Annotated in this window: 12 protein-coding genes; 4 read left to right on the top strand and 8 right to left on the bottom strand. The window is 26.0% G+C overall.

The genetic code is table 11. The features are described 5' to 3' along the window. Positions 1-113 precede the first annotated feature (113 nt). From Q0J69_RS10260 to Q0J69_RS10245, 4 genes are all read right to left on the bottom strand, one after another. Complete coding sequence (locus Q0J69_RS10260; RefSeq protein WP_297207122.1) at positions 114-827, bottom strand: DMT family transporter; 714 nt, start codon at positions 825-827, stop codon at positions 114-116. Between the two features lie 318 nt (positions 828-1,145). Further along, positions 1,146-2,978, bottom strand: a complete 1,833-nt coding sequence (locus tag Q0J69_RS10255; protein WP_297207048.1) for a dynamin family protein — start codon at positions 2,976-2,978, stop codon at positions 1,146-1,148. A gap of 9 nt (positions 2,979-2,987) precedes the next feature. Next, positions 2,988-5,219 (bottom strand): dynamin family protein, encoded by a 2,232-nt coding sequence (locus Q0J69_RS10250; protein WP_297207044.1) that lies wholly within the window; start codon positions 5,217-5,219, stop codon positions 2,988-2,990. Positions 5,220-5,238: 19 nt separating this feature from the next. After that, complete coding sequence (locus tag Q0J69_RS10245; RefSeq protein ID WP_297207041.1) at positions 5,239-6,915, bottom strand: dynamin family protein; 1,677 nt, start codon at positions 6,913-6,915, stop codon at positions 5,239-5,241. A gap of 206 nt (positions 6,916-7,121) precedes the next feature. Between Q0J69_RS10245 and secA the strand changes: the two genes are divergently transcribed. Continuing rightward, positions 7,122-10,058: a preprotein translocase subunit SecA gene (gene secA, locus Q0J69_RS10240; RefSeq protein WP_297207037.1), complete on the top strand. Its 2,937-nt coding sequence runs from the start codon at positions 7,122-7,124 to the stop codon at positions 10,056-10,058. A gap of 56 nt (positions 10,059-10,114) precedes the next feature. Here secA and Q0J69_RS10235 read toward each other — a convergent pair whose 3' ends face one another. Then, the gene (locus Q0J69_RS10235) at positions 10,115-10,540 is read right to left on the bottom strand and encodes a PepSY-like domain-containing protein (RefSeq protein ID WP_297207034.1); all 426 of its coding nucleotides are present in this window, start codon (positions 10,538-10,540) and stop codon (positions 10,115-10,117) included. A gap of 17 nt (positions 10,541-10,557) precedes the next feature. Beyond that, the gene (locus Q0J69_RS10230) at positions 10,558-10,995 is read right to left on the bottom strand and encodes a PepSY-like domain-containing protein (protein WP_297207032.1); all 438 of its coding nucleotides are present in this window, start codon (positions 10,993-10,995) and stop codon (positions 10,558-10,560) included. Between the two features lie 158 nt (positions 10,996-11,153). On the opposite strand from Q0J69_RS10230, the gene Q0J69_RS10225 reads away from it, so the two are divergent. The 3 genes from Q0J69_RS10225 to Q0J69_RS10215 all read left to right on the top strand — a co-directional run bounded on the left by Q0J69_RS10225 (position 11,154) and on the right by Q0J69_RS10215 (position 14,589). Further along, positions 11,154-12,593 carry a hypothetical protein gene (locus Q0J69_RS10225; RefSeq protein WP_297207029.1) on the top strand — a complete coding sequence of 480 codons (1,440 nt, stop codon included), beginning with the start codon at positions 11,154-11,156 and terminating at the stop codon, positions 12,591-12,593. A 104-nt stretch (positions 12,594-12,697) separates the two neighbouring features. After that, the gene (locus Q0J69_RS10220) at positions 12,698-13,627 is read left to right on the top strand and encodes a sigma-70 family RNA polymerase sigma factor (RefSeq protein WP_366030588.1); all 930 of its coding nucleotides are present in this window, start codon (positions 12,698-12,700) and stop codon (positions 13,625-13,627) included. A gap of 80 nt (positions 13,628-13,707) precedes the next feature. Continuing rightward, positions 13,708-14,589 carry a hypothetical protein gene (locus Q0J69_RS10215; protein WP_297207025.1) on the top strand — a complete coding sequence of 294 codons (882 nt, stop codon included), beginning with the start codon at positions 13,708-13,710 and terminating at the stop codon, positions 14,587-14,589. A 91-nt stretch (positions 14,590-14,680) separates the two neighbouring features. On the opposite strand, the gene Q0J69_RS10210 is transcribed toward Q0J69_RS10215, so the two are convergent. Then, a complete protein-coding gene (locus Q0J69_RS10210) occupies positions 14,681-15,235 on the bottom strand; it encodes a DUF2271 domain-containing protein (RefSeq protein ID WP_297207023.1) in 555 nt (184 codons plus the stop codon). Between the two features lie 15 nt (positions 15,236-15,250). Beyond that, entirely contained in the window at positions 15,251-15,760 is a 510-nt protein-coding gene (locus tag Q0J69_RS10205) for a nitroreductase family protein (protein ID WP_297207022.1), read from the bottom strand. Positions 15,761-15,896: the final 136 nt, after the last annotated feature.

Raw genomic sequence — 15,896 nt, 5'->3', positions numbered from 1 at the left:
ATTATTAATTATACATCATTTAAAATATTATCATTTGATTAAAAAATAATTTGCTGCTGTAGTTTTGAAACTAATACAATAAAAAGTATATTTTTATTATTCCTTATAAATAATTAGGTATTTTTGTTTCCTATAACCATACTTATAGTTGAAAATATTATTAAAATTGAGCCTATTATTATATTTATAGTTAACTCTTCATTGTATATAAATATGGAAGCAACTACTGTAGTCGTAGGTTCAAACATATTAAGTATGGAGGCAAATGAAGAACCTAATTTTTTAACTCCATAAAGTAAAAGTCCAAGTGAGAATATAGTGCATATTAAAGATATTGCTGTAAAATTATAAAATACATAAAAATTATTTAGTATCTGAAGACTTTTTGTAAATATTCCAACTATAAAAAAAGCTGCAGAAACTATAACAGACATATAAAAGAGAGAAACCATAGTGTCAAGATTAGAAAAACTGCATTTTTTATTAGCAACCATATAAATACCATAAGTAATAGTTGTCATTAATGCATATATCACACCCAAAAAAGATTCTACTTTTACTACCTTAGTAAGCAGGATTATACCAGTAATGGCAAAAATCATAGATAGAATTTTTAATATATTAATTTGTTCTTTGTACATAAATATCATTATAAGCAAAACCACTACAGGATATCCGAAATGTATCATATTTGTAAGACCTGCTGATATATATAATAATGCCTGCGATAATAAGAAAAATGTTATTCCAAGTCCTATTGTACTGAATATTAATAATTCTATAAACTGTCTTTTTGTTATTTTAAAACTTTTTCTTGTAACAAGTATAATTATAAATAAAAAAATTGCAGTAAAAAAATTGCAGTAAAAAAATATCTATAGAAAACTATAGAAAGTGATGAATAATTATATGCTATAATATTTTTAACAAAAATCGGTAAGAAACCATAAGCAATAGAGCCTATTATAACTAGTAAAACATTTAACATTGAAATCCTCTATATATTGTAATATTGTAAAAAAATTTAGTTAGATATGATCATTTTAGAATAAAAAAATGAATTTGATGAAGTTTACTGCATAATAATAACCCTAAAACTAATTATGATTGTTTTAATAATATATTATCTTTTTAATAAATCAATATTATAAATCAAAAATTTCATTTACACAATTTTCGATTTCAAGAAGCATTTTTTTTGAATAAGATATGCATTCATTATACATTTTTATATTATTTTGATATTTGTTTATTATATTATAAATAGTTTTATCTATATCTTTATATTTATCAATATTTTTTTCTTTTAAATTTATATTTGCCTCTAATTTAAAATCTTCAGGTAAATATGACTTATAATTATTGATAATAATATCTTTTGTATCTAAATTAATCATATTATCAAGTCTTATTTTATTTACAACAGTAATTTCACTTTTTATAGATTTAATTTCTTCATTGTATTTTGATATTATACTATCAAATATATTTTTTATATCTTTTTTAATATTTTCCAATTTTGAGTTTTCTTTATTTTCCATGTTTTTTAAAAAAGACGGTAAACTTCTTCCTATTGTAAAAGCTTCATATATCTGTTTATTATCATCATATTTTCCTTGACTTGAAGTATAAGGAGAAATACCTATTATTTTAATATTATTTTGATCCAAAGTTTCTTTTATATGCTTTATAACCTTCCTTATAGTTTCATCATCACGTGTATCAGCATGTGTTAGTAAAACATATATTTTTTTATTTTTATCATGTTTTATAATTTCATTTAAAAAAGCTAAATCTGTCTTTGAAATAGTACCTGCCTGTATATTGATAAGCCATAATAAATTATTTGCATGCTTAATATACTCAAAAGCCATTTTTTTATCTTCTTCATTGTCATCATTTCCCGGATCATACCCTGGTGTATCTATAAAGCATATATTTTGATATTCTTTTTTTAGAGTAGTTGCTATAAAAAAGTGCTTAATCAAGTTTTTACTGTTAAAATTAAGATTTTCAACATTTACAATTCTTTTTGTTAATTTCTCAAATATATCAATATTTATATTTATCTTATTATCATTCAAAGATAATACAGATACATTATTGTTATCACTATTAAATATATAAGACGGTATATATGTAAGTGCTTTTATATCTGTAGGAAGTCTTATACTTTTATCTTCTATCAAACTATTTAAAAAAGATGATTTTCCAGAACTAAATCCTCCTCCTACTGCAACTATGTTTTTTTTATAAATAAATGCATTTAATGATATATCATATAACTCCTTTTCGGTATTCAAAAAAACATTATAGATATCTATACCAGAAATATTATTATATCTTTTTAAATGATTTAAATATTCATTATATAATTCTTTATATTTGTATAAATTATCATTATCTTCAGGTTTAGAGCTTAAAATTACAGAAATAGAATTTAGTAAACTCTCTATTTCCTTTTTTATTTTCTCTTCCTTTTCTCTTTTTCTTTTCTCCTTTTCCTTTTCATTATTCAATTCCTCATTTTTCTTCTTTTGCTCATATAAATCACTTTCTGTATCGTTCAAGTCTTCTTCTAATTCTCTATTTTTATCTTTAAGCTCCTCTATATCATCTTCTATATCTTCTATCTCATCTTCTTTCTCTTCTAATTCTTCTTTTAATTTTTTTATCTCATTATCTTTATTTAATAGCTGCGAATCTATATTTTGATATTTATATAATTTTTCATTTTGATCTTTTATATCAGAATTTAATTTTTTAATAGTTAAATCTCTATTTTCCAATTCTTTTTTTAGCGATAAAATTTTATTTTCATAATTATTTGGATTGTCATTATTATCTGAAGAATAATTATTGTCTAAAGAAGCAGTCTGAATTAATTTTTTATTTTTGTTATTTAAAACTTTAATAATAATTAAAAGAACAATAATAACAATGCCAAATGAAGAATATAGTATTAATGAAGTATTCATAACTTAATCCTAAATTATATTTCTAATTTCTTTTTTTATTTTTTTCCATTTATCTATTGATGAAGATTTATCTTTTAATTCTCTTAATTCATTCTCTAATTTACTTTTATACTTACTTAGCAAAATAGAGGCAAAATCTAATTCATTCAATTCTTTTGAGAACAAATCAATTCTCTTATTCATCTGTTCTCTAAATTGATGCCTTAAATGTTCTTTTATGGCATTAATACCAATAATACAATTATCAGCATCTTTTCCTTCCAATTCAAATTTATTAATATATTTCATCATATTAATATTACCTACAGTTCCATGGAAAAAATTCGATAGAACTTCATCAAAATAACCGTATTCTATTTTATTTTGATGTTCCATAGTGATATTAGAAATTAATATTTTTATAGATGCATTATTTATTTCAGTATTATCTGGAATTTCAAGGCTGAATATATTTATTATATTTTTGGATATAGTACTTTCTAATTCCTGATATCTTTCAAGTCTAAAATTTAAATTAAAATTATTAAATTCATATATATAATTATTAATAGAATTTTTAATTTCTTGAACTTTAATATATCTTTTTTTCTTTCCGAACATAGCATCTTTTTCTTCAATGAATGAATTTATTTTTGTTTCTAAATCCCTATAATACTTATCCAATCTGCTTGCGGCATCTTTATCAATACTAACAGCCCATGATCTTATAGTATCTAAATAAGCACTATGTATCATAGGCTTTATTTTGTCATAACTTTTAAGTAAATTATTAATTTCTTTAGTTTTATCTTCTGTAGTTCCGCTGTCTATTTGTCTTTCTTTTCTAGCTGCATAATTAGTAATTTCTTTTACTATATCATCAGCAGAAGCTTTATATCTTTTATCAAATTTTCTTAGATTATCCTTTAATAAATCTTCTTTTTTTGATTCAACATCTTTTAATATTTCTCTGATTTTGTCAATATTTCCTAATTTTTTTAAATTTAAAATAGATAATTCATTTTCTTTTTCTGAAAAATAATCTTTATATTTTTCAGAGAAATTTTCAAAAACCTTTTTTTTCTCATTATCCCATTGATGCTTATCTTCAAAAGTCTCAAACATATTAGCACACATGCCTGATGAATATGTAACTCTTTTTTTTATATTTTTTAATATATTGTCAAAAACCCCGTCATTATTAATTTTATTAAAATTATCTTCTATGTTGTCATACAATTCATCTAGCACATTATCTATAGCATTATCCAAATTATCATCAGCTTTTCTTACTATATCATCAGATAATAATGAATCATCAAATTTACTGATAACAACATATATTTCCTGTATTCCCTCTCTCTTTGATATTCTATTAATAGCATCAATGTCAGATTTGCTGAAATTATGAGTAGACGGAGTTAGTATTAATATAGCCTCGCATTTAGATAATAACTGATTTGCTTTTTCATTTCTAGTAGCCAAAGGATCATTGAATCCAGGAGTATCAAGTATGCTTATTTCTTTTAATATATCTAAATTGATATAAAGTTTTAAACTTTTTACAAAATTTACATAAATACCATCTGAAGATACATAATCTTTCAATTTATCTTTTATTTCTTCTATATTATTAAAGTCAATTTTTTTTGTAGTGTTTGACATTACTTCATCATATATATTTTTATTATTTTCTTTAATTTTTTTTATGTTATAATATATCTCTTTAGAAGCTATTAATATTTCATTTGATTCATCAGCTTTTATTCTGTCTTCAGCTTCCTTAGATAAATCTTCAACTTTTCCTTCTTTTTCTATATTTATTTCTTCCCTTACTCTTTCAAATAATTTTTTATATTCTTCTTTCTGCTGTTTTAATAAAGCTATATCATCTTCAGTTATAAATTCTATTTCTATATAATTCTTATTAGAATATTCCATTTGAGTTAATGCCGCCGTCATAGGCGTAGGAGCCTTAGGAAGAATATCTCTTCCTTCAAATAAAAGAGAGTTTAATAAAGAGGATTTTCCAGCTTTTACCCTTCCTACTATTCCGACTCTTATATTTCTATCAGTATTTACCTGCTCTTTAAAATCTTCTTCTATTCTATTTTTTCCTTTAAACAAACTTTTATAGCATGAAGTTTCTATTTCATCTACAAACTCCAAATCATCTTTATATTTTTCTTTAAGTTTATCTATATTATCTTGTATTTTTAATATATTTTCTAATATTTCTTTATCTTTATTTTTTACGCTCATATTAATACCTTATATAAAATTATTTTATACTTGAATATGTATTTTTTACTTCTTTTAGATTATTCTCTAAGCCGCTTATTACAGCTTTTACATCTCCGTTTTTATTAAGTTCTTCCTGAGCTTTTTCCAACTCTTCTACTTTGCTTGCTAAATTCTCATTATACTGAATGTATATGTTATTAATAGCCTCATTAGTTTTTATTTCAAGTATTTCTTTAAGTTTATTTCTTATTTCTCTTTTAACAAGCGGGAATGTTGCTACAATTTTATCTTTAATTTCTTTATCTTCTTTGATTTTATCAATTAAACCTACAACTAAAGATATCACTATAGGAAGAACTATTATCCCAATTTCTATTGCAGGTACTAGAGAACTTGAAACAGCAGCAAATATGCCTGTAGCGGTAGTATATGTTGTTAAAGCTGTTTCACTTTTAAAAAATTTTCTAGTAGTTACAGGCTTTGTTACATATTCTATTTTATTATACTTTCTTATAAGGTCTTGAATATTTCCTGAAACTTCAGCTATGTTATATTTGTTTAAACTTGAATCTAAACATGCAACCTCTTTTGAAAAAGAAGTATTAATATTTAAATTAATATCATCTATAATAGAATCTATTTTTTCTATAACAACGGATTGTGCTATATTCAATATTTCTTCTTTTAATATATCACCATCTCCAGATTTAGCCAATTTAACTAATTCTTTTATATTACTATTTAATTTGTTTCCTATCTCTTGTGTTATAACATCTATTTCTGCTGTGTAAGTTTTAGATTTTTGTTCTTTTATTAGCTCTTCTCTTTTTTCTTCTAAATTTTTTATTGCTTTTTCCAATTCTTCTATAGTACCTTTATTCTGATTTACATCACTTTTTAAAGCTGATATTTTTATTTTTAATGATGATTCAGTTTCCTGACAAATAACTTTAATTAAATCAGCAAATATAGAATAAAATAATTCTTCTGTATTTAATTCCTTAATCATTTTATCAAATAAATCTATTTCTTTTTCATTAATAGTATTAACAGTTTTATGTATATCAATATCAGATAATCTATCCTGAATTTCTCTTTTTACTTTTTGAACTGTATCTTCATCTCTTAAATCTGTTTTAGTTAAAAATACTGATAAATCTTTTTTAAGGTTTTTTATATTATTTATCTGATTAATCATAGATCTGCTTACAGTACCGGCATCCACTGGTGTAAGTAAAATATAATATATGCCTTTATCTAAATAGCTCATTATTGCCCTGTTATGATTTTCTAAAGGAGAATCAAATCCAGGCATATCAACTAATATTATAGGATCTATCTTTTTTAAATTTTCACTATTAACATATCTTTTAATATATAAAAAATCTTTAGTGTTTTCTGTATTAACTTCTTCTAATTTTATTTCATTTCCATTTTCATCAACGCCTATTGCATACTCTTCTTTTGAATAATATAATTCGCATGGAACTGCTGTTTCAGGTTTAATATTAACTTGTAATATATCTTTTCCTATAAACTTATTTAAAAGCGTACTTTTTCCAGAGCTAAAATCTCCGACTACAGGTACAATTAAAGATACATTTTTTATTAAATCAATAGATTCTTCTATCTTGTTATTACTAATATCTGATTTTTGCGATATAGTATATAAATTATTGAGTATATCTATAAATTTTTTCTGATTATTGATCATTATCCACTCCTAATTTAACCTAACAATTCATTTATTATAACATATAAAAATATATAAGGCAATATAAAATAATATTGTATTTAAAATTATAATTTTCTACTTTATTATATTTACATTTTATGTTATCATTGAGTTTTAATATACAATATTTTTATTAAATGAATTATTCTATTTTTTACTTTAATTATTTAAGGAGTTTGTGAATAATGGGAGCAATGGATTTAGTATTCAAATTGATATTCGGCTCTAAAGAACAAAATGACGCTAAAGTATTAAAACCTATAGCAGAAAAGACATTATCATTTGAAGAAGAGATAAAAAAATTAAGCAATGAAGAACTTACAAATAAGACTAAAGAGTTCAGAGAAAGAGTAGAAAAACATATAGGCTGTAAGACAGAAGAATTAGATTTAAGCAAAGAAGAAAATAAGAAAAAACTTCAGGATATATTAGATAGTATACTTCCAGAGGCATTTGCTGTGGTACGCGAAGCCAGTATAAGAACAACAGGCATGAGGCACTTTGATGTTCAGGTGATGGGAGGAACAGTACTTCATCAGGGAAGAATTGCTGAGATGAAAACAGGTGAAGGTAAAACACTTGTTGCTACGCTTGCTGTGTATCTTAATGCTTTAACAGGACTTGGAGTGCATGTAGTTACAGTTAATGATTATCTTGCTAAAAGGGACGCTGAATGGATGACTCCTATATATTCTATGCTTGGAATAAGTGTAGGCATACTTGATAATACTAGACCTCATTCCCCAGAAAGACGTGCTGTTTACAACTGCGATGTTGTTTACGGTACTAATAATGAGTTTGGATTCGATTATTTAAGAGATAATATGGTTACAAGAAAAGAGGATAAAGTTCAGAGAAAGTTTTACTATGCTATAGTGGATGAGGTAGACAGTATCTTAATAGATGAAGCTAGAACTCCTCTTATAATATCAGGACCAGCTGAAAAAAACATAAAAATGTATTATGAAATTGACAGAATAATACCTATGCTTAAACAGGCAGAAGTAGATGAGAGAATGCGTGAGGTTGCTGGTACTGGTGATTATGTACTTGATGAGAAGGATAAAAATGTATACCTTACAGAAGAGGGGGTACATAAAGTAGAAAAGCTCCTTAATGTAGAAAATTTATATGGGGCTCAAAGCAGTACAATAGTTCATCATGTTAATCAGGCTTTAAAGGCTCATAAAGTATTCAAAAAAGATGTTGATTATATGGTTACAGACGGAGAAGTTTTGATTGTAGATGAGTTTACAGGACGTGTGCTTGAAGGAAGAAGATACAGCGACGGACTTCACCAAGCAATAGAAGCTAAAGAAAAAGTTGCTATACAAAATGAATCCCAAACTTATGCTACAATAACATTCCAAAACTATTTCAGAATGTATCCTAAACTTTCAGGTATGACAGGTACTGCCGAAACAGAAGCAGAAGAGTTTTATAAAATATATAAATTGGATGTTGCTGTTATACCTACTAATAAACCTATAGCAAGACAGGATTTATCAGATAAAATATACAGAACTAAAAAGGCAAAATTTGAAGCATTGGCAAAATATATAAAAGAACTTCAAGATGCTGGAAAACCTGCACTTGTTGGTACAGTATCAGTAGAGATGAACGAGGAGCTTTCTAAAGTATTCAAAAGGCATAAAATTAATCATGAAGTATTAAATGCTAAAAACCACTCAAGAGAGGCTCAAATAATAGCACAGGCTGGAGAACCTGGAGCTGTTACTCTTGCTACAAACATGGCAGGACGTGGTACGGATATCGTACTTGGCGGAAACCCTGTTGCTAAGGGTGTTTCTGAAATAGAACAGGTGCTTGTACTTATGAAAGATAAAGCATTTAAAGAGCGTGATCCTTATAAAAAAGAAGAATTAACAAAAAAAGTAAAAGCTATAGACCTTTATAAAGAAGCATTTGTAAGAAGTGTTATTTCTGGAAAAATAGAAGAAGCTAAAGAATTGGCAGAGAAAAATAATGCTTCTGAAATGATAGAAAAAATTGACAGAATTATTCAAATAAATGAAAAATCTAAAATAGACAAAGAAAAAGTACTTGCTGCTGGCGGTTTGCATGTTATAGGAAGTGAAAGACATGAGGCAAGACGTATTGATAATCAGCTTAGAGGAAGAAGCGGAAGACAGGGGGACCCAGGACTTAGTGTATTTTTCTTATCGCTTGAGGATGATTTAATGCGTTTATTCGGCGGTGAGAGAGTATCAAAAATGATGCTTGCTATGGGAATGGGTGAAGAAGAAGAGCTTGGTCATAAATGGCTTAATAAATCTATAGAAAATGCTCAGAGAAAAGTAGAAGGCAGAAACTTTGATATAAGAAAACATTTGCTTGAGTATGATGATGTTATGAATCAGCAGCGTATGGCAGTTTATGGAGAAAGAGATTATATACTTTACTCTGATGATATATCTCCTAGAGTAGAAGAGATAATTGGAGAAGTTACAGAATCTACTATAAGAGATATAAGTTCCAACAATAAAACAGTAGACCCTCTTGAAGTTACAAAATGGCTTAATAGTTATTTAATAGGTATAGATGAGGATGCTGCTAATAAGGCTGTAGAGGGCGGGGTGGACAACACTATTAAAAACCTTACTAAATTACTTTTAGAAGCATACAAAAAGAAATCTGAAATGGTTGATGAAAAAATATTCAGAGAGGTAGAAAAAAATATATTCCTTTCAATAATAGACAATAGATGGAAAGATCATTTATTTGCTATGGACAGTTTGAGAGAGGGTATTGGTTTAAGAGGATATGCTGAAAAAAATCCGCTTACAGAATATAAACTTGAAGGATATAAAATGTTTGTAGCAACTATGAATGCTATACATGAAGAGCTTGTAAATCTAATAATGAGAGTTAGAATAGTTCCTAATTCATTTGATAGTATGAATAGAGAGAGTGCTTTTGACGGCGGAGTGGAAGAAAAAGGAAATATAAGTGCAATGAATGGCGGAAATAATCAAAATATTCAAAACAAAGTAAAAACAGCACAGCCTAATGTAAAAATGACTCAGAAAATAGGAAGAAATGATCCTTGCCCTTGCGGAAGCGGTAAGAAATATAAATACTGTCATGGAAAGGACGCTTAGAAATTAATATATTATAAATATAAAAAGGATATGCATCTTTTGATGATATCCTTTTTTTAATCGTCAAATTTCTGTCCTAGAAGCTGACCATTAATATCTATATAAAGTTCCATCATATTATTAAGTTTAACTTCATAAAGATTCCATTTCTTTTTTATTTTTGTTATTACGTTATTAGGGTAAGTTCTTGAAACAGTATTTGCTACTGGCTGAGGAAGTATATTTGAAGGCAATGCTGTGTAATTTCCCTCTATTTCTTTTAATTCTCCATTTCTAAAGAATTCTATTTCTACTCCATTATCTAATGCAATCTCATAAGTTTTCCTATCCATTTCAGCATATATAATCTGAGAATTATTAAAATATAAACTTACAAACTGCAGTATAGCAGCAGGAAGCTGATTAGGAGCAATATATATTTCATCAGAATAAAGCACAGAAACTGATAAAAAGAAAAATAAAATTAATATTTTTTTATTCATATAACCTCTTTGAATAATTAATCTGGAACTTTTTGTCCTATAAGCATTCCAGCAAAATCAACAAAAACATTTATGTAATTATCTAAACTAACAACATACATATTCCATCTTCTTTTTATTTTGATGATATTAGCATTTGGATTTGTATTTTTTATAGTATTTAAAACATTTTTATTAATAAAGCTTGTAGGTATAGGATTAGAATGTCCGTCAATTTCCTGCCATAATCCATTTGAATCAAAATATATTATTATACCATTATTGAAAAATACTTTATAAAATTCATTTAATTCTTCTATCCTTGTTATGTTATTAGTATCAAAATAATCTTTTATAAAATTAATAGACTGTTCAGGCAAATTATCTGCTGTACTGTCATTATAATATGGAAATAAAACTTTATATGAAAAAGTAAATAATATAAGAATTATTAATGCTGTAAATTTCCTATTCATAATTATTAAAAAATGATTTTTTTATATTTATATATAAAATATAACAAAATTTTATATAAATATCAATAAAATAATTGTCTAAAAAATAAAAATAATCTAGTAATTAATTCAAAATAATATAAAATATAAATTGCCTATAAATCATTAATGGATGAAATATGATAATAGATTTAAAAAAATATATAGAAGCTGATTTAAATCAGATAAGAAAATATATTAATATTATAGTAGATAAGGAATTAGATATTATAATTATAAATGAAAATGGTATATTAAGTTTTGTACCTTTTTCTGAAATAGAAAAGATTATTTCTCCATTAAGCGAAAGCGAATATATAAGAAAATGTAAACTTTATGTTGATAAATCATTGATTACAATTATAGGTTCAAGAGAAACAATAGATTTAAATAAACAGCATGCTGATATACATGATAAAAATATATTTTATAGTGTGTATAAAAATTGTCAGTTTGAATTAGATAAAGAATATTATAATAAACATTTTGAAAAATTAATATCTATAAGACATAGAGAAAGAATAGATTATTTGAAAGATTCATTCAATAAATTAAAAATGTATACTAATCATCCTAAAATAGATAAAGAGCTATCTAAATTAATAGGAAACATATTAACGGACATTGGTATTATAGAGAGATTGAATCTTATATATCATTTGAATTATATAAAGCAAAACAATATATCTGATTTAAAGAACTATCAAAATGTCAAGAAAGACGATTTAATATTTGCAGATATAATAGGTACTATAGTTTCAATATTAGATAAAGAATATGCTGATCCTAGAGTTTTTTATGATTCTGCTTCTTTTATGGATGACAATATAATAAGTCATAGTAATAGAGTTTTTGTTATGATGGTTGAATTTCTGCATTTCTATAATGAAGAAATATCAAGAGGTATAGCATCTAAATTAAGAGTAGATTATAAAAAGAAATTTTTTACTATTTTTTATGAGATTGGAAAAAAATATAATTTGCTGACAAAAGCTGATAGGATTGAAGATATATCTAAAGTTGGGTTTAGAAAGATAGAGCAGAATGAAATGAAGTATTATGCTAGGGCGGCATTTTGGCATGATATAGCACTTGTAGATTTGCTTCCTAATATTCCAATTATGCAAAATAATGACGGGGATGTACATGCTATATTGGGTTTTAATTTGCTTAAATATTGTATGGCACAAAATGAATATGTTTATACTACAGTCGGGCTTCATCATGAATACTATGGAAACGGATACGGAATATTTACAAATGCTTATAATAAGCAGCTGTCAAATAAACAATATAATAATATAGAAAATATACTTACTTATGATCCTAATGATATTGATAATTTATCTGCTTTATCGTATTTCCCTGCTAAGGTATTAGAAATTATTGATACTTATGATGTATTGTATAGCAATTTTTCTAAGGATGAAGTTAAAGGCAGTATAGATAATAAGGTTATTAATTTTATGTATGAGAATTTTTTAGAGAATAAAATAAAAATAGATCCAATAATTTTTTCTATTTTTATAAAATTTATAGAAAATATAAAAAATATATCAGTTGTTGATTGCCCTCTTTAATATGTGTGTATATGTATTAAATTAACAATATATCACTTGACAATTTGAAAAAATCTTATATCCTATAGTAAAGTTTTATGTTTTCTAAGAATAAAGGCGAATGATTGTTGAAAAAAGACATTAATCAAGAGTATAAAGGACCTGTTAGCGTATATTTAAAGCAAATAGGTGAAATAAGAAGACTCAGTAAGGAAGAAGAATTAGATTTATGGCAGCGTCTTGAAGTTTGCCGTGAAAAGAGAGCATTATTAGCGGATAGTAATGATGAAAGTTCTCAAAAAGAATTGCTGGAAGTAGAAAAAGAAATAGATTCTATACAGCATAAACTTGTAAAGTCTAATTTAAGACTTGTTATCAGTATAGCAAAAAGATATTATAATAGCGGAGTGCCTTTCATTGATATAATAGATGAGGGAAATATAGGACTTATAGAAGCAGTTAAAAGATTTGAATATAAAAAAGGATTTAAGTTTTCTACTTACGGAGTTTGGTGGATAAAGCAAAGCATAGTAAAAGAGATATCAAGTAAAAGACATATAATACGTTTTCCAATGCATATAGCAAGACTCATCAAAAAAAGCATACAAACTTCCAAATTATTAACTCAGCAGTTAGGAAGAGAGCCTAGTATTGATGAAATAGCTAAAGAGATGAAAATAGACAGAAAAACACTATCTTATATTATGATATTCACACAGGATACAGCAAGCGTAGATTCATTTTTTAAAAATTCTGATAATAATGATATGACTTCAGTCATAGAGGATAAGAACTTCCCTTCGCCTCATCAAAAAGCATTTATGGATAGTTTAAGGGATACTTTAACAGAAGCCTTAAAATGCTTAGATGAAAAAGAAAGAACTGTTATAATATCAAGATACGGACTTTATGGTAAGGAAGCAAAAACATTAGAAGATACTGGTAAAGAATTGAATATAACAAGAGAGAGAGTTCGACAAATTCAAATAAAGGCATTAAAAAAATTAGAAGGCTTGAGTTTATCTAAAGAATTAAAAAGTTTTTTGTGGGACTAATTTATATTTTTTCATAAAACTATTTTTATTTTATCCGACAAGTTAACATATATTTTACTTACTCTATGGGGGGAAAATTTATGTCTAATGAAATGAAAGCTAAATTAAAACCAATTATAATAATAGTAATAATTCTTGTTATTTTGGTAGCAGGATTTTTTATTGCCAAAAGTATATTAGGAAGCAGAAATATACCAATGTTGGATTTTGGAAATAATGATACCAATGATATGATGACTGAAGATCCTTTAACTACAGATGATATATTCGGCGATACTATAACACCTGAAGAAAAAGATTTTTTAGCAACTAATAATACAATAACTCCTGATAATAATATGGATATGCCTGCCAGCAATGATTCTTCTATAAACTTGTCTGACAGCGGATTGTATGAAGTTAATACTAATGATATTCCAGATATACCTCCTGCATCCAATCCGAATAGAGGAAAAAGTACAGCTTATACTTATAATACAGAAAATACTGTTTTAGTAACTTCTTCTAATACTCTTAATCCTAATAATAATATGATGAATGATATGTATATGACAAATGCTGCAGATACTAATCAAAGTGTTAGAATAAGTTCATTTATTATAAATTATAATGACAGATTTGTAGCAACTAGGAATAATCCTCTTTTAGTAACATTGGCAGTAAAATCTCCTGCAGAAGGAAGATATGCTAAAATAAGAGTATATGCTAGAAGAGTAGACAGCAATTATAATATATTAAGCAGAGATTTAGTATTCTATTTGCCAAAAATATATGTATTAGACGGACAGGCACAAACTCAGTTCTATTTTGCTGGAAGAACTTCTGCAAGAGGAACTTATTTACCAAGAGGAAGATATTTATTATATGCTGAAGCAGAAATTACAGATGCTAATGGAATGTCAGTTGGTAAAACTGGAAGATATCCTCTTCCTCAATGGAATTATGTAATAACATTACAATAATGCAGTATAAAATAAATAAATAATATAAATTAAGCCCTAATATTTTTATTAGGGCTTATTATTTGCAAATAGATTATTAAATATTAAAATATTAAGGCATAAAACTAACATTAACATTTCTTATTATATCTATATCTTTGGCTTCTGCTTTAGAATATTTGGCTTCGGCTTTTTGAGAGTTAGGAGTATTTCCTATATTGATAACGGAAGTGTATAATACATTATTATCCTGATATATTGTAGCTTCTACAACTATTTTGTATGTGCCGTCTTTTAAAATATTTCCATTAGCATCTTTGCAGTCCCATGTTATATTAACTTTTCCTTGTTTTGGTGTTGGTTTGGATACAGCATCGATTATCTTTTTATCCATATTTGCGGCATTAGCTTTTTTCTGCCAATTATTCAATGACTGTTTTCTATAAGTCCATCCTGCTCTTTTTCCTGTAAAATCTGTAATATATATTGTTGTTATATATTTGCCATTATTGTCTTCTGCCCATACAGCTATTTGATTGCTGGAATATCCTGCTCTCTTTGTATAATCAAAACTAATGTTTACTTTTTTAGAACTTGTTTGAGCATATTTTTCATTTATATAAGACGATATAATAATGATAAATGCAGCAAGAATAACTTTTTTCATAAAATTCTCCTTAAATTAATATTTTTCATAATGAACTTTGCTGGGTTCAAACCTTTCTGGCATGCTAGGTTCTCCGTCAGGATATCCTACTACAACTATTCCTAAAGGTTTTATATGATTTGGTAAATTAAATAATTTTATAATATCGTTCATTCTCTCTTCACGAGGAGCAACACCAAGCCATACAGTGCCTAAATCTTTAGCTTTTGCCGCAAGCATTATATTCTCTAATGCTGCAGAACAGTTTTGCTGCCAATAAAGTTTTCCAGATTCTTCGGATATATCTCCGCATACTATTATGGCTAAAGATGCGGTTTCAAGCATTTTAGAATAAGGATGCATATACATTATTTTATTTAGTGTATCTCTATTTTTTACTACTATAAACTCCCAGTTTCTTTTGTTATTAGCAGAAGGTGCGTACATTGCTGCTTTTAGCATATATTCTATCTTTTCATTTTCAACTTCTTTTCCCTTAATATATTTTCTTATGCTTCTTCTTGAAAATAATATGTCTTCACTCATTTTTTATCCTCCTTAAAAATATTTTTTATTATTATACCATAATAACTTAAAAAGTGTAATTTGAATTCTCACATCAAATTAAAAATATATTGCAATAATATCATAATTTATTTATAATATTAGGTATAAAAAATAA

The organism is uncultured Brachyspira sp. (assembly GCF_944388875.1).
Taxonomy (GTDB): domain Bacteria; phylum Spirochaetota; class Brachyspiria; order Brachyspirales; family Brachyspiraceae; genus Brachyspira.
This window is presented reverse-complemented; position numbering and strand designations above follow the sequence as displayed.